Raw genomic sequence first — 22986 nt, forward strand, 5'->3', positions numbered from 1 at the left:
GTAGGAACAATTTAATATTGTTATTCATTAACCTCGCGTGGTATGCTGCGCCTACCAGGGGATGTTATGTAATCGCGCCAGACGCGCACGCCGAGGGTGCGAAAGAGAGAAGGGACCCAGTAGCAGTACGCTTTTGGCACACAAAGAATGGTAGTTGGAGAGCAAAATTAAAAAAATATACTTCATCAATTCCATACAGTTTGCTATAGGGTTGTTAACTCTGTTACTCGGTGTTATTTATTATGTTTTGGTTCGCAATTCTGGGAAGGTCTATGCAATTCAAGGTATAAACTGGCTTTGGCTTTCTAACTTAAACCATATTCACTCAATCAAAGTGGCGATGAAGTTTCTATCACCAGCATTCCTTCATAGTTGCTCATTTTCTTTGCTGACGGCTTCTTTATTGCCAGAAGATAACAATCGAAAATACATTGCTATATGTATATTCTGGGCGGTAACGGGGTCGCTTTTTGAATTTGGACAGTACTTTAAGCCACATATATTAGCCGAACATCACGACTTAATTGGGATTGGTTGGTTAATCAAATTGACATTCCAATACTTTGAGCATGGCACATACGACATGCATGACATCATAAATACAATCTTAGGATGTTTGATAGCCTACAAGATAATGCTATTAACAAAATATAGGGGGGATTATGCTCAAGAAAGAGTTGTTGTTAAGTAAAATTAGATACGCTGTCATTGTTTGTTTAATTGCTGTAGGTTTGTTTGCAATAATAGGCTCTGCAGAAACTAACCGTTATAATAGGCCGAGTTACACCCCCTCTAAGTGGAACGAGGTTCATAACTATCGATTATCAGTAGTAGACATAGATAACAATCCAGTAAAAGACGCTATAATTGAATATAAAATATTTAATAACAAATCACTCCATACGTCAGGAAAATATTCTTTTAACAATATATCTTCTGCTAATAAATCATCTGATAAATTGACTCAAAATAATCAAAATTTTGAGTATGAGTTGAGAGTCAATGCAGATACTACCTATTCGTCGTGGATCGACTTTAATTCAAAATTAGAATATAAAATTTTGGCTGATGGGTACTATGGAGCTAATGGAACTGTTAAATCAGATTATGGTTCATACTATAGAGGGTCGGAATATAGTTCAGAGAGGTCAAAATCAAGCAGTGGCCCAATTGTCCAGAAAACGGTAATGATATACAAACCTTATGATTACTTCAGTAAGGAATTTTTAAATACCGAAAAAGATACAAAGCTTAAGTCAAAAGTGATCGCTTTTGTAGATGTGATAAAAGCACAAGGATATTTATCAGACGCATACCTCGAATTTCATTCGATTAATACATCTGAGTTTAAGAACAACAAATACTTGAAATTTAAGTTTGACAATAGCGTAACCTATAATTCTCTCAAACTTAACAAATATGATATTGCAAAAAACATCTTCGATGATGTGATTAGAAAAATGCTCAATCCGTTAAACGACTATATCAGTGACCCCAAACGATTTTATGGCTATGATTTGACTGTTATAGGTCACACAAAGAGTTTTGCTGACGAATACGCTTCATCAAAAGCTATAGAGTATAGATTCTATATCCCAGAAGGAGCGGTTAAGTCCTATAAAAATAAGGATATTTCTGGGCAACAGCTGATAGACAAGTCCATCATATTGATGGATGACGAAAGAATCGATTTGAAATTACAGTAACTTAGCCGAAGTGCTGGTAAAATAGAAGTAACTACAAGGGTCGGTTCTCTAATTGAGGGCCGACCTTTTTTCTTATCTCAGAACACATTCCAAAAATATCCAACTTACGCCAAGACCGCCCAGAAAGCAGCTGATCAGGCTTGTGGCGGTTAATGAAGGTGTAAAACTTTTGCTTTCCCTCCCTCTGTCATCAATCGTTCCAGTTCGTTGGTTATTGTCTGTAGCGGTTGACGCAGATCCTCAACGTCCGTCGCATCGTAGTGCCGGCCGGAAATCGAGCTGTCAACGTGGTTGGTAAGCCTGTCCGCATCCTCAAAGATCTTCAGCCGCCTAGCCGTCGTTATAAAAGTCCGGCGCAGACCATGTACGGTGATGTCTAGGCCGGTGTAGAGCCTGAGCGCCGCAGCCATGAGCCTGACGTGTCCAGTCTTGTTGGTGCTGTAGCGGACCGTCTTTACCGCCGGGAATACCCAGGGGCACCCCTCCTCCCTTTGAGCCAGCCTCCGTTCCAGGATCTCGAGCGACTGACGGCAGAGCGGTGCATAGAGCGGCCTGCGGTTCTTGGTATCCGGGATGGTCAGCGTCAGCCGGTCCAGGGTGACGTTCTCCCAGCGCAGGGCCGCCGCCTCCTGGCTCCTCAGGCCATGGTAGAGGCAGAACAGGTAGCAGTCCCTGGTGGTCTCGTTGAACTTCTGGATCCCCTGGTAGAAGACCTGGAATTCCTTCCCCTCCAGCCGCTCGGTCCTCGCCTGGATCTTCTTCATGTGCTTGCCGAAACGCAGCACGGCCAGCGGATTGGTGGCGACGATACCCGGGTATTTCACCCGAGCATAATTGATGATCGCCGCAAGCATGACGAATGCGTTTCTGGCGCCGTAGGGGCCGTGGCCGATTTCCGCTTGCCGGTAACGGTCAATGACCACCTCCGGTGTGAGTTTGCCGATCTCGGCGAGGGGGAGGGAGAGCCAGGTTTCGAAATGGCGGGTGACGATGTTGGTGTACCCCCTGACAGTTGATGGTTTGTAGCTGTTCCCTTCCGCAGTCTTCTTCTCCAGAAAGTATGCCTCCAGCATCTGCGCCAGGGTGACATCCGACCCGTGCATCTTGGTCTGCCCCCGCTTGATCTCGAGGCGCAGTCCGGGGACGAACCCCTTGTCACGGTCGTCGTATCCCTGGATCTCCTTGCGCGCCTGTTCCAGTGTGATCTCCCCGAACCGCCCCAGCGTCTTGCGCACGCTGCGGTATCCGGTCTTAGAGGCTGCATCGCGGATGTCGACCTTCACGAAGAAGGTCTTGGACGAGTTGCCCACCCTCAACCCCAAGCCGCGTGTCTCGGTGTCGAAGTAATCCACCCGCTCCCCGGGAGGGGCTGCCAGCTTTTCCAGCGTCGACTTGGTAAACTTGATCTTTGGCATTGGCACCACCATTAGAATATTTTTATCGTACCCAGGCCTAGAAAAAGGGGGGCTGGGTACGATATGGGTACGAAGATCAGTAAAAAACCCGCTCAATCTGGCTTACAGATTAGCGGGTCTTTATGGCGGTGTCAACGTGTAAGTAATTGTTTTTTATTGATAAATATCCTTGTTTAACACTCCTTCAAAACGGGTCAAATCTTCACGGTTTTGTAAAGGAAGTTCTTGAACCTGAAGAATCGCTTTCTCTCTTCCTCGTCCTCTTGGGGGGAGCCGGTGACGGCTTTCAGGTGCCGCGCGACTTCGGGCATGCTCTTGCCGGCAACGCTCCGGCTTCTCTCCACCACCAACCGCACCACGTCCTTCGAAATCCTGCTCTGCGAGTACGGCTCGTACACGGCTTCCCAGAAGTCCTTCCCCGCCTCGATGTCGCTCAGAATGTCGCTGGCCACTTCCTCGGCCAGCAATTCAAAGGCGGGCACCACCTGCTCGCGCGACCCATCGCGAATGGCTTTCCTGATGTCCTCCCCGGTCACCATCTTGCCGGTCCTGAAGAACAGGGCACGCAGCAATATACTCCTCAACTCGCGGATGTTCCCCTTGTAGTTATGCCCCACCAGCGCCTCTTTGGCGTCCTTGGACAGGCTCGGCTCGTCGTTGCGACTCGCTTCTTCGGTGCTTCTGTAGGTCCGGTAGAGCTTGCCCAGGAAGTGGGTGGAGAGGTCGGGGATGTCCTCACGCCGCTCGTTCAGGGACGGCACCACGACGGAGAGCTCGGTGAGACGGTGGTACAGGTCTTCTCGGAAATTGCCGAGGGCGATCTCCTTTCTCAGGTCCTTGTTGGTGGCTGCCACCAGCAGGACGCGGCTGATCCGTTCCCGGTTCTCGCCCAGACGGACGAAGCCGCCGTTGTCCAGGAAGCGCAGCAGCTGCACCTGGGTCTTGGGGTCGGCGTCGCCGATTTCGTCGAGGAAGACGATGCCGCCGGATGCTTCCTCCAGGATCCCTTTCCTGTCGCTGTAGGCGCCGGTGAAGGCGCCCTTGATGTGCCCGAAGAGCTCGGAATAGGTGAGGTCCCCGCTGTAGGCGGCGATGTTCGTCTTCTTGACCGGCAGCTCGCCGTCCGGGTTGATCTGCTGCCGGTACAGCTCGTTCAGCTTGTTGTACAGGTTGTTGAAGAAGAACTCCTTCCCTGCGCCGGTGGGGCCGAGCACCAGGATGGAGGGGAGGCCGATGGTGGCCTCCTGCAGCACGTGCCGGCTCCAAAGGGCGATCCGGTTGGAAAGGGGCTGCGAGACGGTGTTGATGAAGGCGACGATCTCCTGGGCCTTGCGGCTGTTGCCGATGATGTTGCCCAGGCGATACGAGGAGACTTTGGGGTCCTTGTAGGCGATGTCGCTTTGCAGCTTGTTCACCTCGGACTGCAGCCGCTCGATGCGCTGGATGTCGGAGATGTGCCGGGAGGTGAGGCGGTCGATGATCTGCAGGATGCGCTTGTGCTCTTCGGTGAAATACCCCTCCTGCAGCGAATTGAGGCAGATGACGGCGATCACCTCGTCATCGCTGATCACCGGTACGGCCATCTCGCTCCTGATCAACTCGTTCATGGGGCGGTGGAAGCCTTCGTGCTGCGAGGTATCGGCGACCTGCCCGATGATCTTGGGCTCCTTGGTCCAGGCGACGTAGCCGGTGAGGCTGCGCTCCACCGGGGGGAGATCGCTTCCGCCGATCTTGAAGGGAGGGATCTTCTTTTTCAGCCATTCCTTGTTCTTGGCGCCGACGATGGTTCCTTCCTCGTTCTCGACGACCAGGTACTTCTCTCCCTCGCGCTCCTGCACGATGGCGATGCTGCCGGTGTCGGCGCCGATCAGCTCGGTCGCCTTGGAAAGAACCTTGGTGAGGAACGGGTGCAGCCCCTCGTTACGCTCCTGCAGCAGGTCGGAGATCTCGGAGAGGACCTTGATCTCGAGGTGCTCGCCACCGACCTCGTTGATGACCCGCTCCACCATCTCCGCGTGGGTCTGTAGCAGACCTTCCTCGAACTCGGAAAAACTGGCGAGCTGGCGCGTGAAGTAGTTGATCAGGCAGATGAGGCGCCGCGTGCCGGGCTCGATGCGCGGCACCATGTACAAGGTCCTCAGTCCCATCTCTTCGGTGAGCGCACGGCGCTGGATGGTCTGGTCCTGGAGGTCGGCGATGAAGAGCGGCTTCAGGAGCTGGTCGTCGGTCACTACGCCGGCCTCGTTGACGTAACGTGAGACCAGTGACGTGCCGTGTTTCAGGTCGATGCTGCCGACGTTGTCGTAGCGGGATTTGAGATCCGGGTCTTCGGCGTGGCTCGCCAGCACTTCCATGCCGCCGCGCGCCGGTACCAGCACCGAGGCGAGGGTGAGCCCGTCGATCAGGTTCACCGCGGAGCGCACCATGAAGCCCGCCGCCTCCCTTCTCTTGTACACCTCGACCCGGCGCGCCAGCAGCAGTTGCTGGTGGTACTTGCGGGCATGGTCCACCCTTTCGCCGGCCCTCGCCAGGAACGGGACCAGGAGCTCGATGCGGTCGCGGGAAAGGAGTTCGCCGTCCACGCAGGCCACGCCGATCGATTTCCCCTCGCTGGTGATGGGGAGCATGGTGGTGCCGTCGATCTGGAAGCGGCGGGAGAAGTCTTGGTCCAGGGGAAGCCCGCTCTCGGCTGGGAGCAGGAACTGGGACGGCATCTGCGTCACGAAGGTGTTGGAAACGCCGGCTTCGGCGGAGATGATGGGGAAGGTGGCCTCGCGGATCTCGGCAGCGAAGCTGCCGCAGGCAAAGGCACAGGACAGCGCGCCACGCGTCAGGTCTTCCAGGTAGATGCGGACGCGCTCCTGGTCCGAGACCAACCGCGCACCTTCGCCGACCAGGTGCAGCATCTCGTCCAGGTTTTCCTTGCCGAAGGAGGCGATTCGGTCGCCTAGCGTCTTAAGTTGCAGATCGGTAACGGCCATATGATCCTCTGAGTACATAATTTACACACGAGGAGCACACTAGAGGAATTGCGGCGGGGTGTCAAGGGGGAGGTAGGTTAGTTGAACCCCTTCCTGATCTGATACAGCTCCTCCAGGTTCAGGCCGTTCAGGTCGAAGAACTCGCGCTCCAGTTCCTCGACGTAGAAGCGGTCCAGACCTGAGTTCTCGAGGAAATCCTCGCGCAAGGAGGAGTTCTTCTCCAGGATGATCTGCGGCAGCAGGTTGTGGATGTAGACGGCTTCTTTCTTGATGGTGAGAATCGCCTCGCGGAACAGGTGGTCCGGGATCTCGCCGTCGATGAGCTTCTTGTTGAGGAATTCTTCAGTGAGTTCCTTCTTGAGCGCATCCTGATCCGCCTTGGTCGCATACTTTGAGTAGAAGTTACGGATGCGGTCCTTGACGTGCTCGAGCAGGGTGAGGTGCAGGCGCTCGTCGCTGTCGATCTTCACCAACTGCTCCAGCAGCGCCGTTGTAGTGAGCCGGTTCTCTTCGATGAGTTTCAGGCCCGAGGCGAGGTGGGTCACCTTCTTTCTGCCGTAGATCCCGAGGTACTTGTCCTCGAAGATGCCGGAGAGGAAGAGCTTGGTGAACAGGTCGGGGGCGAGCATGTCGAAGGCGTGCTTGTTCCCCAAAAGGCTTCGGATCATCTCCTCCGAGATCCTCACGTTCTCCATGAAGGCAAGCTGGTTGATGGCCGAGGAGGTGGCGTCGTAGCGGTCGAAGTAGGTGATGATGTACGAGTACCCTTCGAGGATCGAGATGTCGGCGCCGTCGCGGATTTTTTCGTCGCAGGCCTTGCTGGCGTCGAGCAGCATCTCCTCGAAGGCATGATCGCGGTTCTCGGCGGCCTGCTTCTTCGCGAAGAGGAGCTTCAGCATGTCCTCCGGCTCGATGGTGCTCTCGATGTGCCGCTCGGAGAGGAACATTCCCTCCAGGATCTGCCTGGTCTCGGAGATGTAGTTGCTCTCCTCCAGGTCGACCAGCTTCTTGTCCTTCTTGAGCATCTCGTCCAGGGTGTAAAAGAGCGCCCCCGGGATCTTGTTGCGCACCGACAGGGTCTTCAGACGGGTCAGGCGCGCGTTCTCCAGCTTGTTGATCTCGCCTTTGCGGTTGCAGGCGATCAGGATGTTCTTGTACTCGTCGACGATGCGCCGGTTGTCCGGGTGCTTGTACATCACGTCGATCCGGATGCGCTCCTGCTGGTAGCGGTCGATGCCGTAGCGCTCGGCGAGCACGGCCAGGGACTGGAACTCCGCGTCGGTAATCTTCTTGTTGTTGAAGTAAAGCGACTTGAACGCCTCGCTGTACTCGCGGTGCCGGATGTTGATCAGCTTGAACAGGAAGAGGTGGGCGTTGGGGTCGTCGACGATATCCAGGATCTCCTGGATGATGAGGTTGTCCTGTTCCTCGCCGACGGCGTCGGAGCGCTTGAGGGCCTTGCCCAGCACCCTGAGGATGCGCTCCTGCTGCTCGTGCATCGGGCCGGAAAAGTCGACGCCGGTCAGCGCAAAAAAATAGTTGAAGATGGCGTTGCCGTCGAAGAAGATCTTGTCGTAACTGACGAAACCTTCGGTACGTTCGCTGAACCTCAGCGTGCCGCTTTTGTGGTCGTAGTGGGTGCCGTAGATGATGAGCCTGTTGGAGACCTCTTCCTTGGCGAGGTCGGCGATGGGCTGGTCCACGCCGAACATGTACTCGCAGAAGGAGCCGCCGTTGCCCCGGTGGCTGATGCCGCTCTTGCCGATGATGAACTCGTTGCCGGGAGAGAAGAAGCGGATCTCGTCGGGATCGGAGGGGTCGGTGTTAAAGAAGTAACGGTTGTACGCCTCGCTGCCCGCCGTGATGGCGTAGAACTCGATCTGGTCGTTTGCATAGCCGTGCAGCCGAATGTCTCTGAACATCAGTTCCGTCCGTTTCTCAGGTTCTTTTAGTTCGTCTTCAAAGCTCGACCGACAAGCCGTCATAGGCGAATTCAACGCCCTGCGGGAGCCGCTCTCCGTCGCTGTGATGCACCTCGTGGGTCAGGTGGGTCAGCACGGTGCGGCGGGGTTTCAGGATCTCCGCCATCTTGAGCGCCCCCTCGATGTTGAAATGGTTGGGGTGCGGGGAAAAGCGCAGGGCATCGATGATCATCAGGTCGAGTCCCTGTAAAAGGGCCAAAGACTGATCCGGTATCTCGCTGCAGTCGGTGAGATAGGCAGCGTTGTCGAACCGGTAGCCGGTGGCCAGGTAGGAGCCGTGTTTGATCGGCACCGGGGTGATGTGGCAGCCGAACAGATCGAACGGGGCCGTCACGGGGAACGTCTCCAGCAGCGGCCAGTATCCTTCCGAGTGAAGCCCCTCGAAGATGTAGGAAAAGTTGGTGCGAACCTGGTCGAGGGTCTCCTGGCTCGCGTAACAGGGAATCACCCTGCGGTGGATGAAGTGGAAGCCGCGCAAGTCATCGATGCCATGGATGTGGTCGGCGTGGGTGTGGGTGAGCAGAACGGCGTCGATCTGCGGTATCCCTTCCCGCAACGCCTGCATCCTCAAGTCGGTCGAGGTATCGACGAGGATGCGTTGGCCGCAGGATTCGACCAGGATGGAGGCACGTGTTCTCTTGTCGCGCGGGTCAGAGGAACCGCAGACCTGGCAGTGGCAGCCGACCATGGGGACCCCGGTCGAAGTGCCAGAGCCGAGGATGGTAATTTTCATGTGTCGCACCTCGGAATGCCGGTAAAGTACCATGAACCTGTCAGTGAGGCAAGGGGTTTATCCCTTGCCTAGTGCGGGTTTTACGGCTATTATCAGAGCCTGTCGCCGGTGGGAGTTTCTAATGATGCCGGTGAAAAAACTTTAGTAGAGGTTCCCAATGCGTGTCGGTATCATCGCCCCCAACTACTATCCCGCGGAAACCGGCAATGCCGTCACAGTCAGGCGTATCGAGCGCCAGCTGAGGCTCATGGGGTGCGAGGTGCAGGTATTTCCCGTGGAGCGGCTGCCCGGGGAGCGGCTGCAAGCCGCTGTCGCGGAATTCACGCCGGAGATCCTGCACGCCTTTCATGCCTATCATGGCGGCAGGGTGGCCTATGCCCTGTCCAAGTCGCTTGGGCTTCCTTACCTCATCACGCTGACCGGGACCGACGTGTACCAGGCCCTTTGCGATCAGCGCGGCCTGGAGATGCACGGTGCGTTGCGCGGTGCCGCGAAGCTGGTCGCGTTTCATGCCTGCGTGAAGAAGCGTCTCGGGGAGCATCTGTCCAGCCTGGAAGAGCGGACCGTTTTGATTCACCAGGGGGTAGAGCTCCCGACCGAGTACGCTCCCGTGGCGGGAGCGGCCGAAAAGGAGGAATTCGTCTTTCTGCTCCCCGCCGGTCTGCGTCCGGTGAAGAACGTGTTGTTTCCGTTCGCGCCCCTGGCCGAGTTGCATGACCGTTATCCGCAGGTGCGGCTGGAACTGGCCGGTCCGGTGCTGGACAACGGATACGCTGCGCGGGTCATGGAAGAGCTGGAGCGGTATCCTTTTGCCCGCTATCTTGGTGTAGTTGCCCACGGTGTCATGGGAGAGCTGTACCGTCGGGTCGACGTAGTGCTGAACACCTCCCTCACCGAGGGGGGCATGGCGAACACCGTCCTCGAAGCGTTGTCCTACGCGAAGCCGCTGTTGGTGTCCGACATCGAGGGTAACCGTTCCATCATCAAAGATGGCGTCACCGGTCTGGTGTACCACAGTGCCGCCGATTTCTGCAGCAAAGCCGAGCACCTGGTGACCGATGCGCACCTGCGCGACCGGTTGGGGAAGAACGGCAGGTGTCTTGTGCGTGACAACTGCTGTCCAGAGAAAGAAGCCGGAGCCTACCTCGCCCTTTACCGTGACATCCTCGGTGCCGCCTAGCCGCGGCATCAGTTTCAGTCCACCCAGCGATCCCCGTCCACCGGGTCCACCTTGTCCAGTTTTTTGTCCATGTCGTCCACCTGCCGCTGTCCCTTGGCTGTCATCGTTGCCCCCTCTGCCATCCACCTGCCGCTGTCCCTTGGCCGTCATCGTTGTCCCCTCCCTCGTCCCCTGCCTTAAAATAGACATTAACCCTTGCCAATGAGTCCGGTTCCCGTAGACTATCCCTTCGTGACCAAGGGGGACCGACATGAACCGAATCATCGACATCACCGAGCTGGCCCTGCGCGATGCCCACCAGAGCCTGATAGCCACCCGTCTGGGCATCGACGACATGATCCCTGCCTGTGAAGACCTCGACAATGCGGGCTTCTGGTCCCTGGAATGCTGGGGAGGCGCCACCTACGACGCCTGCATCCGGTTCCTCAACGAGGACCCGTGGGCGCGGCTGCGGATCTTCAAGTCGCTCATGCCCAAAACGCGGCTGCAGATGCTGCTGCGCGGCCAGAACCTCCTGGGCTACCGGCACTACCAGGACGAGGTGGTGGATCGCTTCGTCCAGAAGAGCGCCGAGAACGGCATCGACGTGTTCCGCATCTTCGACGCGCTGAACGACCTGCGCAACATCGAGCGCTCGGTTCAGGCGGTGAAGAAAACGGGGAAACACGCCCAGGGCGCCATCTCCTACACGGTAAGCCCGATCCACACCACGCAGGCCTACGTGGAGCAGGCCAAACGCCTGGTGGAGATGGGGTGCGATTCGATCTGCATCAAGGACATGGCGGCGCTGATCAAGCCGCAGGCGGCCTACGAACTGGTGCGCGGCATCAAGGAATTTTGCGGCGAGCAGACCAGGGTGCAGCTGCACGTCCACGCCACCACCGGCGTCACCATGGTGAGCCTGATGAAGGCGGTGGAGGCGGGGGTGGACTGCGTCGACACGGCGGTGAGCTCCATGTCGCTGGGGCCGGGACACAACCCGACCGAAAGCTTCGTGGAGATGCTGGAACATACCGGCAACGCCACCAGGATCGATCTCGGCCGCATGCTGCACGTGAAAGAGCATTTCTCAAAGATCCTGCCTCGTTACCGCGAGTTCCTCTCCACCGTGACGGGCGTGGAGACGGAGATCTTCAGGAGCCAGATCCCGGGGGGGATGCTCTCCAACATGGAGAGCCAGCTGAAACAGCAGGGGGCCGCCGATCGCATGCACGAGGTGCTGGACGAAATACCGGTGGTCCGCAAGGATACCGGCTACGTTCCCCTGGTGACCCCCACCAGCCAGATCGTGGGTACCCAGGCCGTGCTGAACACCCTGATGGGGCGTTACAAGGTGTTGACCGGCGAGTTTGCCGACCTGATGCTCGGCTACTACGGCGCGGCCCCGGGTGAGTTGAACCCCGAGGTGGTGGAGATGGCCCGGCGGCATGCGAAGAAGGAGCCGATTACCGTCCGCCCGGCGGACCTGCTCGAACCGGAATGGGGGAAACTGCGGGCGGCGGCGCTGCCGCTGGAAGGATGCGACGGCAGCGACGAGGACGTCCTCACCTTTGCCCTGTTTCCGCAGGTGGCGCCCAAATTCTTCGCCGGCAGGCATGAAGGGCCCAGGAACGTCGGCAAGGACCCCGCCACCGGCGCGTCGGAAACGTATATACCCGAGGGGCACCCGGGCAAGGTCACCGGCCCCGTAACCTACACGGTCACCCTGAGCGGGCAGCAGCACAAGGTCACCGTGGCGCCGTACGGCCAGGAATAGACGCCGCACCCGCTAAAGGAGCGCGCTCATGTCGATAGAGGAAAAGGTCAAGGAACTCAACGAAAGAAAAGAGAGGCTGAAGCTTGGGGGCGGGCGGGCCAAGATCGATCAGCAGCACGCCCAGCAGAGCCTTACCGCGCGGGAGCGGATCGAGACGCTGGTGGACAAGGACAGCTTCCAGGAAGTAGGGCTGTTCGCCAGGCATCGCTGCACCAACTTCGGCATGGCGGGCAAGGAGTTTCCGGCGGAAGGTGTCGTGACAGGTGCGGGTACCGTTGCCGGACGGCTGGTGCACCTGGCGAGCCAGGATTTCACCGTGGCAGGGGGCTCGGCGGGCGAGGTGCACAGCGACAAGATCGTGCAGGCGATGCAGTCCGCGCTGAAGACCGGCACCCCCTTCGTCTTCATGAACGACTCGGGGGGCGCCCGCATCCAGGAGGGGATAGATTCCCTGGCCGGCTACGGCAAGATCTTCTACCACAACGTGATGCTCTCCGGCGTGGTGCCCCAGATCTCGCTGATCTGCGGTCCCTGTGCCGGCGGCGCCGCCTACAGTCCGGCGCTTACCGACTTCATCATCCAGACCGCCGGCGCCCGGATGTTCATCACCGGCCCTTCGGTCATCAAGGAGGCGACCGGCGAAGAGATCACCGCCGAGGCGCTGGGCGGCCCACTCTCCCAGATGAACTACGCGGGTGTCGCCCACTTCGTCGCCGAAAACGACCTGGTCGCGCTGCGCATCTGCAAGCGGCTGCTTTCCTTCCTCCCTTCCAACAACCTCGAAGACCCGCCACAGCTTCAGGCCGACGATATCGTGGTGCCGGACAAGACCTTGAACACCTTGGTCCCGACCGATTCGAAGAAAGGGTACGACGTGCGCCAGGTGATCACGCGCCTGGTCGATGGCGGCGACTTCCTGGAGGTCCAGCCGCTGTTCGCACCCAACATCGTGGTGGGCTTCGCCCGCATCCTGGGGCGCAGCGTGGGCGTGGTGGCCAATCAGCCCAGCGTCCTGGCCGGAGCCCTCGACATCAACGCCTCCGACAAGGGGGCGCGCTTCGTCCGCTTCTGCAACGCATTCAACATCCCTATCATCACGCTGGTGGACGTACCGGGGTTCCTCCCCGGCGTGCAGCAGGAGCAGGGAGGGATCATCCGCCACGGTGCCAAGATGCTCTTCGCCTATTCGGCCGCGACCGTCCCCAAGATCACCGTGATCATGCGCAAGGCCTATGGCGGCGCGTTCCTGGCCATGTGCGGCAAGGAATTGGAAACCGACCGCGTCTTTGCCTGGCCCACCGCGGAGATAGCGGTAATGGGGCCGCAGGGTGCGGTGAACGTGATTTTCAGAAATGAGATCGCCCAAGCCGAGGAACCGCAGCAGAGACGGCAGGAGCTGATCCAGTCCTACCAGAGCACCTTTGCCACTCCATACGCGGCGGCGGGGAGGCGCGACGTCGACGACATCATCGAGCCCGCCGAGACCAGGCGGCACCTTGCCATGACGCTCGACATCCTGCACACCAAGCGCGAGTTCAGGCCCATGAAGAAGCACGGGCTGATCCCGCTCTAGGAGGGGACCATGGAAGAAAGGGCAGGGAGCCATGCGGAGATAACGCCGGAACTGCTGATGGTGATGTCGGCAGCGATAGCGGCCTACCTGGGCAGGAACGTCCGCATCAGGAAAGCGAGGTTCGTCGATCCGATGCAGGCCAACGCGTGGGGACAGTCGAGCCGCGTGGTGCTGCAGGCGTCGCACAACCTGAACGTCAGGCACCAATAGTATCCCCTCCCCCGGAGGGGGAGGGATAGGGAGGGGGCAAGTGAACCGCGCAGCGATAAGGAGACGACCGTGCAGCTTACTATGACCATCGACGGAAAGAAGTATCGGGTGGATGTGGAAGTTGAGGAGGGCGAAGAGGTCCGGTTGGCCGAGTCGTATCCGACCACGACCGTGCAGGGGGGGCCGTCGCCGATGGCGGGCATGCCGATGGCCGCTCCCGCGCCGGTCACCGGCGCGCCGCCGGGAGGCGTGGCGGCTGGTTCTGACAAGATCTGCCGCAGCCCCATCGCCGGCGTGGTTTTCAAGGTGGTGGCGCAGGTGGGGCAGCACCTGGAGGTGAATGATCTCCTCGTCGTTCTGGAGGCAATGAAGATGGAGACCAACATCACCGCCCACATGTCCGGGAAGGTGGAAAAGATCCTCGTTTCCGTCGGCGAAGCCGTCCAACCCGGACAGGCGATCGCGGAATTCGAATAGTGCAGGAACTCCTCCGGCATCGACATCTATCCCACTAAGTGATATAGTGATCATGCCTAGAGTCTTTAAAAACAAGTGGTTCGATCGCTGGGCGCGGCGGGAAGGTATCCCTGACGAAGTCCTGTTTCACGCGGCAAAGGAGATAGCTGCCGGTAGGGTTGAAGCAGACCTTGGTGGCTACTTGTTCAAAAAGAGGATAGCAAGGCCGGGTGGAGGAAAACGTGGAGGCTTCAGGACAATAGTAGGGTTCAAATCAATCTCACCCCAGCGGATCATCTTCCTTTACGCTTTTGCCAAAAACACCAGAAGCAACATTTCTGCGAAAGAGGAGGCTGCTTTAAGTCTAGCTGCCGGCTCCTTTCTCTCTGCACCTGATCGCAAAATAGATGAATTTTTGACAAAGGGTTCGATAAAAGAGGTCATAGTAAATGAGTGAAATCCTGGATATAGCAAACGAGATGGCCAATGAACTGTTTGAAGCTGGATTGATGGATGACATCACTTTTCGAGAGATGCAGGCCTTGTGTCTTCCTCGCAAGAAGCCATTCAAGCCGGAAGACATCAAAAGGATAAGGACGGCCTGCCACGTGAGCCAAGCAGTGTTTGCAGCTTTGCTCGGGATCGGTAAAAGCACCGTGCAACAGTGGGAACAGGGGGTGAAGAAACCAAGCGGACCGGCGCTACGGTTATTGGATATCGTCGACCGCAAGGGGCTTGCTGCCCTGCGCTAACTCGCTCTGACTGTGGTCCCACTTGCAGAGAAAACTACCGATACCTGGTTGCAAATTAAATGTATAGAGATTTTTGAATATGAGGGGTACAATCGCGGGTAGTGGTAGTACCATGGCTATAAAGGAGGCAAGCGATGAGAAAGATGAGGTTGTTACTGCTGGTGCTGGTAGCCGCGTTCTTTGCTGTCTCGACCGGTTATGCCGCTGAGCACAGCTTCAAAGCAAAATTGACCCCGAAAGAGGAAGTCGGTAAACCTGACGCCAAATCCTCCGGTAAGGCGGAATTCAAAGTCAGCAAGGACGGCAAGGAGCTCACCTACAAGCTCTACGTCAAGGATGCCATGGACGTCAGCGCTGCTCACATCCACGTCGGCAAAAAAGGGGAGAACGGCCCCCCGATCGTGGGACTCTTCAGCGGTGGCAAAAAAGGCAAATTCTCGGGCGTACTTTCCGAGGGTAAAGTCGGTGCCAATGACCTGATGGGCGACTACAAAGGCAAATTCGAAGAACTGGTCAAACTCATGAGGTCCGGCGACACCTACGTGAACGTCCACACCGACAAGTACCCGGACGGCGAGATCCGCGGGCAGGTCAAATAACGCAGCTACTTCGCCGGCTGCATCAATAAAGCCCGTCGGCACCGGTTCTATGGACCGGCTGCCGGCGGGCTTTTTTTATGTCTGATCATCCGAAACATCGGTCATGGTCCCCCCTCCCCTTGCGGGAGGGGGATAGGGGGTGGGGGAGGGTGCCATCACTTACGCAGGTTGCGGCTTCACCCACCCCCCGGCCCCCTCCCGTCAAGGGAGGGGGGGAGACACGGTGCCTACATTGGTGTTTAAGCCTCGTCGATCAGCACCACCTCACCCGGTTCGATGTCGGGGCCGGCCGGCAGTTCCACACCTAACAGCCCCTTCGCCTCGTGCTCGGGTAATTCCTCGATCCCCTGCATCTTCCGCTGGATACGGCGGGTCCTGGTCGCGGCGGTGTCGATGCTGGAGGATGCCTCGTCCAGCTTCTTCCTCGTTTTTTCAAGCAGGGTCCCGAAGGTCATGAACTCGGTCTTGATGGCGCCCAACAGGCGCCAGACGTCGCTGCTGCGCTTCTCGATGGCAAGCGTCTTGAAACCGAGGCTCAACGAGGAGAGCAGGGCGGCGATGGTGGTGGGACCGGCGACGATGACCTTGTGCTCGCGCAGGATGGCGTCAAAAAGGCCGGGGCGGCTCAGTACCTGCGCGTAGCTGGCCTCGTTGGCAAGGAACATGACCGCGAAGTCTGTGGTCTCCGGCGGGGCGAGGTACTTGTCGCAGATCAGCTTGGCCATCCCCTGGACGGTCTTGTCGAACTGCTTCGTCGCGTCGACAACGGCGGCCTGGTTTCCCTGCTCCTGGGCTTCCACCAGGCGCAGGAAGTCCTCCTGCGGAAACTTGGCGTCGATGGGGAGCCAGAGCGGTTTGTCGTCCCGTCCCGGAAGCCTGACCGCGAACTCCACACGGGCGTCGCTGCCCGGCTTGGTGGCGACGTTGGCGCCGTACTGGTCCGGCGTGAGGATCTGCTCCAGGAGGTTGTGCAACTGCACTTCGCCCAAGGTGCCGCGGGTCTTGATGTTGGACAGCACTTTTTTCAGGTCGCCCACGCCGGAAGCAAGCGACTGCATCTCGCCCAGCCCCTTGTGCACCTGCTCCAACTGCCCGCTCACCTGTTTGAAGGATTCGCCCAGGCGCTTCTCCAGGGTCTCGTGCAGCTTCTCGTCCACCGTGGCCCGCATCTGCTCGAGCTTCTTGGAATTGTCCTCCTGCAGCCATTTGAGCCTTACTTCCACCGTCTCGCGCAGTTTGTCCAGGCGCTGCTCGTTGCTGGCGGTGAGGTTGCCGAGCTGCTGGGTGAAGCCGTCCATCTGCCCTTTCTGCAGGGAGGCGATGTCCACCATCCTCTTTTGCACCGCCTCGCCGAACTGCCGCAGGTTGCCGCCCAGCTCCTCGCGGTTGCGCCGCAGCTCATCCTGCAGGGTCCGCTCCAGCCGTTCCAGCCCCTTCTCGAGCTGGTCGAAACGCGCTTCCGACGAGGAGAGGCGCTTAAGCCCCAGGTAGCACAACAGCGTGACCACCAGCGTGGCGGCCAGGAGCAGCAGGGTGATCGATTGCACGACGTCGGCGCTCATGGTTACTCCGGCAGCGAGTTCAGGAACTCGATCATGGTCCGGTTGAAGATCTCGGGCTGCTCCATGTTGACCATGTGCCCGGCCTTTTCGATGACAGTGCTCCGGCAACCGGCGAGACCGTCGATCAGCACTTTGGCAACGTCCAGGGGGGCGGCGCGGTCTTCGGCTCCTGCCAAAACCAGCGAGGGGAGCTGGAAAGATCTGAGGTCCCCCACGTAATCTTTCCTGTCCCTCATGGCTAAAAGTCCTCCCGCCAGCCCACGTGGGGCGGCGCTGCGCATCCATGAGGTGACCAGGGCGATCAATGCGGGATTGCGCTCAGCCGTTTCAGTGGCAAAAAGAAGTTCCGCGAAGATCTTGATCACGGGGTTGGCGCCCAGCCGCTCGGCCTCGGCGGCCATGGCACTCCTGCGCGCGCGCCCCGCCTCGTCATCCGCGTTGGCGCGGGTGGCGATGAAGCAGGCGGCGCGGACCCGGTCCGGGTAGCGCTCCAGGAGGTTCATGAGGACGTAGCCTCCCATGGACATGCCGCCGATCACGGCCTGGTCAAGGTTGAGGGCGTCCATCAACGCTATGATGTCGTCGGCGAAGCGATCCATGCTGTAGCCGCCGGCGGGTGCGTCGCTGGCGCCGAACCCGCGCAGGTCGGGAGCGATGACACGGAAACCGGCGTCGGCTAAAGGCTGGAGCTGTGGCTGCCACATCTGGCGGTTGAGCGGAAACCCGTGGATGAGGATGACGGAGGGGCCGGTGCCCACGTCGTCGTAGGCGAGATTTATATCATCAACATTGATGTTCATGGTTGCTCCTTGGGGTGGACGGGCGAATGATTATTCGCCCCTACAGTCGTCGGATTAATTAGTTCCCCAGAGGCGGTCGCGCAGGCCGGACCTTCTGGTCACACGGCGTTCGACCGCGGTGGCAAAGAGGGATTGCTCGGTAAGAAGCTCAACCGACTTCTTCGCCCTCGTTATCGCCGTATAGATTAATTCCCTTGTCAGCACCGGGATGTCGCGGTCGGGGAGGACCAGGAGCACTTTCTCGAATTCGGAGCCCTGGCTCTTGTGCACGGTCATGGCGAAGGCGCACTCGTACTCGGGGAGCCGCAGCGGCAACACCTTCCTCATGCCGCCGGAACCGGAAGGGAAGAAGGCGCGCAGCTCGCCGCCGTTGTCGGCATCAGGCAGGATCAGACCGACGTCGCCGTTGAACAGCCCCAGATTGTAGTCGTTCCTGGTGATCATCACCGGCTCGCCCGCATACCAGCGGCCGTGCGGATGGATCAGCCCGGCCTGCGCCAGCCGCTGCCGCACCAGCAGGTTGATCGCCTCGACGCCGTACGGGCCGCTACGCATGGCGCACAGGATACGGAACCTGCTGAACTGTTCGAAGGCCTCTTCCGGGGTTTGCGTGTGCAGATACGCTGCGTACCCGTCGGTGATGCGCTTGGCAAGGGCTTCGGCAAGGCCGGCGGCGGACGGCAGCGAGGAGAGCGAGACGTCGGCAAGTGCGGGATCGACGCACGCCGCCAGGGCGCCCCGGGCATCCCCCGCGTTGACCAGGGCGGCGACCCTGCCGATGCCGCCTGCGGACGAGAAGCGATAGCTCTTTTGCAGCAGCACGACGGCATCGCCGAGCGGACCGATCCCCGGCTGGACTTCGACGGTGTCACCGGCCAAGTCGGCGGCAAGTTGCGCGAATGCGGCGGAGAAGCCGTGCACGCCGCCGGTGTCGCACATGTCGCCCAGGACGGCGCCGGCCTCGACGGAGGCGAGCTGGTCCCGGTCGCCGAGGAGGATCAGGCGGGTGTCCTGGCGCAGCGCACAGACTAGCTTCGCCATGAGCGGCAGCGAAACCATCGAGGCCTCGTCGACGATGACGACGTCGTAGGGGAGCGGGTTATCGCTGTTGTGACGGAAGCCGCTGGAACCCTTCAGGTACCCGAGCAGGCGGTGCAGGGTGAAGACGTCCTCCGGGATCAGCTCGCGTACCCCGGCATCGGCCTTGTCGAGCCCTCCGGAGATGGATTCCTTCAGGCGGGCCGCGGCCTTGCCCGTGGGGGCGGCCAGGGCGATCCTGAGGGCACTGCCGGTTCCGGCCTTTTCGGCCTGTTCCAGCAGCAGCGAGAGCACCTTGACCACGGTGGTGGTTTTGCCGGTTCCGGGGCCGCCGGAGATGACGCAGAAACGTCTGGTGACGGCGGCCAACGCGGCGAGACGCTGCCAGTCGGTTTCACTCGGTGTGGGCGGAAACAGGCGCGCGAGGCCCTGCCGTAATTGCTCCCGGTCAAACGGTGCCGGTTCTCCGCGACGGAGGATGGCCTCGGCCAGCTCGTTCTCGTAGCGCCAGTAACGCTGCAGGTAGAGGCGGTCGGCTCGGTCCAGGATGAGTGGCTTGAAGTCCCCCGGTGCGCCCACTACCGCCGAAGAGCTCAGCCGCTCCCGCCAGGTGGTCGCCGATTCGAGGCGGTACCCCGCGGCGCGCCCTTCCTCCAGCGCGGCCTCGAGGTCGAGGCAGACGTCGCCGGCAGTCACCCCGCGGCTTAACAGCGCGGCGGCCGCCTCGAGGTGCTGGTCGCGGCCTCCCGCCAGGCGGCAGATGAAGGCGGCGAATTGCCGGTCTATGTCGTTGAGCTGAATCCCCTCGGGAGTCATGGCACCACCTAAAAGCTTTTTACAGGGATACAAAGGATAAAAGGGATAACAACAGTCAGTACAAATCCAGACTCAGCTGCCCCTCTGCCGCACCCTTCTTGGGTTTTTGGCCAGTGCCCCCTCGCCCTTTGGGAGAGGGGTGGGGTGAGGGAAGCGCTTCTTCGGCCACACGCACCGACTCCGGCAGCAGAACAGCAGCCAGTTCGGCGATGAACTCCTTGGGCGGCCGGTCGGCGAAGACGCCGTTGCCGGTGCCGTCGATGCCGCGCAGGAACAGGTAGAAGATCCCGCCGAAATGACGGTCGTAATCGTAATCCGGGATCCGCAGCCTCAGGTAGTTGTCCAGCGCCACCGTGTAGAGGAGGTACTGCAGCGGATAGAAGTTCGCCTCCATCTCCTTTTTCAGCGCCGTCGGGCCGTAATCCGCGTGGCTGTTGCCGAGGTGGTTGGACTTCCAGTCCACGATGTAGTAACGCCCATCATGCTCGAAGACGAGGTCGATGAAGCCGAGCAGCATCCCCCGCACCGGCGCAAAAGAAAGATGGCTGAACAGGTCGGCCATGTCCACCGGGAACTCGGCAGCCGAGCCATGAACGGCGGCGAAGCGCTCGACCGCATCCTTCAGCCGGTCGGAGGTGACCTGGGCCAGCGGGAAGAAGAATTCCAGCTCGGTCAGCCGCCGCTCCAGCGTCACCTGTGCCAGTGCGATCCCGTGTGAGCCCAGCGGAGCCTGCAGAACGCTCCGCACCATGTCGCGCACGGCACCGCTCCACTCCAAGGCGAAACCGTGCTTGTCCAACTGGTCCTCGACCAGCGGAGCCAGCAGGTGCTCGGCCTGGGTGAAGTCCAGGTCCTCGAAGATCTTGTGCAGGAAGATACCGGCCTTGGCCCCCTTGGGGAAGGCGAAGATGCCGGTCGGCTCGACGTCGCGTACCGGGCTTTCCTCGGTGGGGCTTCCCTCGTCGCGGTCGGGGAGTTCGGCGGTGTGGTGCCGGCGGCTGGAAAGTGAGGTGAAGCTCGCCACGCGCCAGTCACGGGCGATGGCCCCGGCGAAGCGGGCGGCTGCCAGTTCGGGCATCTGCTCGTCGCCCGCGTGGAAACCCAGCAGGTCGGCTGCCGGCATCTCGAGCGTTTCGATGCTCCCTGCGGACGCGGCGGACAGCTCGTCCAGGCGCTCCCTGATCTGCCCGTCGGAGAGCGTCACCTGCCCCTTCACGCTCTCCTGGTCCGGGTGCAGCAGGTAGTGCAGCGAACTCTCCCCGGCGTCCTTGAAGGCGCCCCAGACGACGTAGGTGCGGTGCTTGCCGCGGGTGAGGGCGACGTACAGGAGCCTCAGGCTCTCGGCCAGCGCCTCCCGCGCGGCTTTTGCCTTGCTCTGCTCGGACTCTTCGGAACCGATATCGAGGACGACCTTGCCGTCATCGTCGTGGAACAGCGCCCCTTCGTCCTTGCCGCCGAGTTCGGCCCAGCAGAAGGGGAGGAAGACGATGGGGTACTCGAGCCCCTTGCTCTTGTGGATGGTCACCAGCTGGACCGCGGCTTCGTCGGTCTCCAGGCGTACCTCGTACTCCTCCTTCTTGGGTTCCTCGCTGATGCGGCAGGAGAGCCAGGCCACCACCCCTTCCATCCCCAGCCGCTCTTTGACCTGCGCCTGATGGATGGTCTCGATGGCGTGCAGCACGTTGGTGAGCCGCCGCTCGCCCATCGGGCCGGACAGAAGCCGCTGCCGCACCTTGCGCCGCTCCAGGAACTGCAGCGCCATCGCCATGCAGGAGGCGGAGTTCCAGGTGTCGTGGTAGCCCCGGAATTCCTCCAGGATCTCCTCCCACTTGTCCTCGTCGTCGATCAGCTGCGCCAGTTCGGAACCCGTGACACCCACCAGTTCGGTGGCGAGGGCGCCGCGCAGCAGCGCCTCGTGCCCGGGCTGCGCCACCGCCGAGAGCAGTCTCAACAGTTCCGCCGCTTCGTCGGACTCGAAGAGGTTCCCCGCGCTGCAAAGGACGCTCGGGATACCCCTGCGGCTCAAGGCCTGCTGCATGAGCCTCGCCTGCCGGTTGGCCCGCACCAGGACCGCCACGTCGCGCGGCCGGACCGGTCGCGGCACCCAGCGTTCGTCTTCGTCCTCCTGCTTCAGTTCCTCGATGGTGAGCTTCCCTGCTGCGCCGTCACGGAGGATGCGGGCGATCTCGGCGGCGACCGTTTCCGGGAGGAGGTCCCAGGCATCGCCCTTGTTGATCGGCTTGCCCGCCTCCTTGCGCGGCGCCAGCCAGAACTTGAGCGGCGCGTTGCGTTCCCCGCGCTCGGTGAGGATGCTCCGCGCCTTCGGCGCCGCCTCGACCTCGTTGAAGCCGATCTTTTCGTGCAGGAACGGGAGCTCCCGCGAGGTGAAGAGCTTGTTCACCGCCGTGATCAGTCCCGGCTCGGACCGGAAGTTCTGCAGCAGGGTGTGGCGTTTCTCGGTCGCGTCGGCAGCTCCCAGGTAGGCGAAGATGTCGGCGCCGCGGAAGCTGTAGATGGCCTGCTTTGGGTCGCCGATCAGGAAGAAGGGCGCTTCGCATCCTGCCGGGTAGACGGCATCGAAGATGGCGAACTGCACCGGGTCGGTGTCCTGGAACTCGTCGATCAGCGCGGCCTGGAAACGCTCCCGGATCAGCCGCGGCAGCGGAGAGGCGGCACGGGTGAGGGCGGCATGGAGGTCCCCCAGCAGGTCGTCGAAGCAGCGCACGTTCCTGAGCCGCTTTCTCTTGGGGAGCTCGACGCGCAGGTAGTCGAAGAAGTTGCGCTTGAGCGCGAGGAGCCAGTCGGCATCCTCTTCGGTGTCGGTGGGAGGATCCGGGATGACGGCGGCGTAAGGGTCGCTGCAGACCCTCTTGGCCAGCTTGAGCAGCGAGTCCGGCGTGATCTTGGCCTCGCCGGCGGCGGCGATCCGGTCGACGGGTTCGCCGTAGCAGTTGATGCGCCAGTAGTCCTGGGCGATCTCCTTGAGGATCTTCTCCTGGTCGGTCAGAAGCTCGGTGTCGCACAGCGAACCGCTCTCGAACGGGTTGTCCTGCAGCATCCTCTGGCAGAAACCGTGGATGGTGAAGATGGCGGCCTCGTCGAAGCTGCGCACCGCGCTTGCCAGAAGGCGCCGCGCCTTGCCGGAGTCGGCTGTCCGGTCCAGCAGTCCGGCGATCAGGAAGTCGTCGCTGCTGCCGGTCTCGAAGGCGAGCTCGGCGTCCTTGAGCTTTTGCCGGATGCGCTCCTTGAGCTCCTTGGTGGCGGCCTCCGTGAAGGTCACCACCAGGATGCGCGACACGTCGAGCTCTTCCTCGAGCACCAGGCGCAGGTAGACGCCGGCGATGGTGAAGGTCTTGCCGGTGCCGGCACTCGCCTCGATCAGGTTGCGTCCCGCAAGCGGGGTATGGAGGAGGTGGAAACGCTGCAC

Annotated in this window: 18 protein-coding genes; 10 read left to right on the forward strand and 8 right to left on the reverse strand. The window is 60.0% G+C overall.

Annotated elements, in window-relative coordinates:
* Positions 1 to 154: 154 nt before the first annotated feature.
* Complete coding sequence (locus tag KP004_RS00690) at positions 155 to 691, forward strand: hypothetical protein (protein WP_216800485.1); 537 nt, start codon at positions 155 to 157, stop codon at positions 689 to 691.
* Complete coding sequence (locus KP004_RS00695) at positions 663 to 1706, forward strand: hypothetical protein (RefSeq protein ID WP_216800486.1); 1044 nt, start codon at positions 663 to 665, stop codon at positions 1704 to 1706. The genes KP004_RS00690 and KP004_RS00695 overlap by 29 nt, the downstream gene beginning before the upstream one ends.
* 149 nt (positions 1707 to 1855) lie before the next feature.
* On the opposite strand, the gene KP004_RS00700 is transcribed toward KP004_RS00695, so the two are convergent.
* The 4 genes from KP004_RS00700 to KP004_RS00715 form a co-directional block, all read right to left on the reverse strand.
* Positions 1856 to 3121, reverse strand: a complete 1266-nt coding sequence (locus KP004_RS00700; RefSeq protein ID WP_216800487.1) for a tyrosine-type recombinase/integrase — start codon at positions 3119 to 3121, stop codon at positions 1856 to 1858.
* Between the two features lie 194 nt (positions 3122 to 3315).
* On the reverse strand, positions 3316 to 6102 hold the full coding sequence (locus tag KP004_RS00705) for a GPMC system transcriptional regulator (RefSeq protein WP_216800488.1): 2787 nt from the start codon (positions 6100 to 6102) through the stop codon (positions 3316 to 3318).
* A 77-nt stretch (positions 6103 to 6179) separates the two neighbouring features.
* A complete protein-coding gene (locus KP004_RS00710; RefSeq protein ID WP_216800489.1) occupies positions 6180 to 8024 on the reverse strand; it encodes a TIGR04442 family protein in 1845 nt (614 codons plus the stop codon).
* 37 nt (positions 8025 to 8061) lie between these two features.
* On the reverse strand, positions 8062 to 8817 hold the full coding sequence (locus KP004_RS00715) for a GPMC system MBL fold metallohydrolase (RefSeq protein WP_216800490.1): 756 nt from the start codon (positions 8815 to 8817) through the stop codon (positions 8062 to 8064).
* Positions 8818 to 8974: 157 nt separating this feature from the next.
* Between KP004_RS00715 and KP004_RS00720 the strand changes: the two genes are divergently transcribed.
* The 8 genes from KP004_RS00720 to KP004_RS00755 all read left to right on the forward strand — a co-directional run bounded on the left by KP004_RS00720 (position 8975) and on the right by KP004_RS00755 (position 15343).
* Positions 8975 to 9997, forward strand: coding sequence for a GPMC system family 4 glycosyltransferase (locus tag KP004_RS00720; RefSeq protein ID WP_216800491.1), 1023 nt, complete (start codon positions 8975 to 8977; stop codon positions 9995 to 9997).
* Between the two features lie 250 nt (positions 9998 to 10247).
* A complete protein-coding gene (locus KP004_RS00725) occupies positions 10248 to 11753 on the forward strand; it encodes a methylmalonyl-CoA carboxytransferase subunit 5S (RefSeq protein WP_216800492.1) in 1506 nt (501 codons plus the stop codon).
* A gap of 28 nt (positions 11754 to 11781) precedes the next feature.
* A complete protein-coding gene (locus KP004_RS00730; protein WP_216800493.1) occupies positions 11782 to 13326 on the forward strand; it encodes an acyl-CoA carboxylase subunit beta in 1545 nt (514 codons plus the stop codon).
* Positions 13327 to 13335: 9 nt separating this feature from the next.
* Positions 13336 to 13536, forward strand: a complete 201-nt coding sequence (locus KP004_RS00735; RefSeq protein ID WP_216800494.1) for a hypothetical protein — start codon at positions 13336 to 13338, stop codon at positions 13534 to 13536.
* 69 nt (positions 13537 to 13605) lie between these two features.
* Positions 13606 to 14013 (forward strand): acyl-CoA carboxylase biotin carboxyl carrier protein subunit, encoded by a 408-nt coding sequence (locus KP004_RS00740; protein ID WP_216800495.1) that lies wholly within the window; start codon positions 13606 to 13608, stop codon positions 14011 to 14013.
* A gap of 52 nt (positions 14014 to 14065) precedes the next feature.
* Positions 14066 to 14449, forward strand: coding sequence for a type II toxin-antitoxin system RelE/ParE family toxin (locus tag KP004_RS00745; RefSeq protein ID WP_216800496.1), 384 nt, complete (start codon positions 14066 to 14068; stop codon positions 14447 to 14449).
* The gene (locus KP004_RS00750) at positions 14442 to 14744 is read left to right on the forward strand and encodes a helix-turn-helix domain-containing protein (RefSeq protein WP_216800497.1); all 303 of its coding nucleotides are present in this window, start codon (positions 14442 to 14444) and stop codon (positions 14742 to 14744) included. Before KP004_RS00745 ends, KP004_RS00750 begins: the two co-directional genes overlap by 8 nt.
* 134 nt (positions 14745 to 14878) lie before the next feature.
* Positions 14879 to 15343, forward strand: a complete 465-nt coding sequence (locus KP004_RS00755; RefSeq protein ID WP_216800498.1) for a CHRD domain-containing protein — start codon at positions 14879 to 14881, stop codon at positions 15341 to 15343.
* A gap of 239 nt (positions 15344 to 15582) precedes the next feature.
* Here KP004_RS00755 and KP004_RS00760 read toward each other — a convergent pair whose 3' ends face one another.
* Genes KP004_RS00760 through recB form a run of 4 tightly spaced genes read right to left on the reverse strand, consistent with a single transcriptional unit; the run spans position 15583 to position 22986 of the window.
* Positions 15583 to 16905, reverse strand: a complete 1323-nt coding sequence (locus KP004_RS00760) for a DNA recombination protein RmuC (protein WP_216800499.1) — start codon at positions 16903 to 16905, stop codon at positions 15583 to 15585.
* Positions 16906 to 16907: 2 nt separating this feature from the next.
* A complete protein-coding gene (locus KP004_RS00765; protein WP_216800500.1) occupies positions 16908 to 17705 on the reverse strand; it encodes an alpha/beta fold hydrolase in 798 nt (265 codons plus the stop codon).
* Positions 17706 to 17759: 54 nt separating this feature from the next.
* Positions 17760 to 19559 carry an exodeoxyribonuclease V subunit alpha gene (recD, locus tag KP004_RS00770; RefSeq protein ID WP_216800501.1) on the reverse strand — a complete coding sequence of 600 codons (1800 nt, stop codon included), beginning with the start codon at positions 19557 to 19559 and terminating at the stop codon, positions 17760 to 17762.
* A gap of 55 nt (positions 19560 to 19614) precedes the next feature.
* The gene (gene recB / locus KP004_RS00775; protein ID WP_216800502.1) at positions 19615 to 22986 is read right to left on the reverse strand and encodes an exodeoxyribonuclease V subunit beta; all 3372 of its coding nucleotides are present in this window, start codon (positions 22984 to 22986) and stop codon (positions 19615 to 19617) included.

The organism is Geomonas oryzisoli (assembly GCF_018986915.1).
In the GTDB taxonomy this organism is placed as follows: Bacteria; Desulfobacterota; Desulfuromonadia; order Geobacterales; family Geobacteraceae; genus Geomonas; species Geomonas oryzisoli.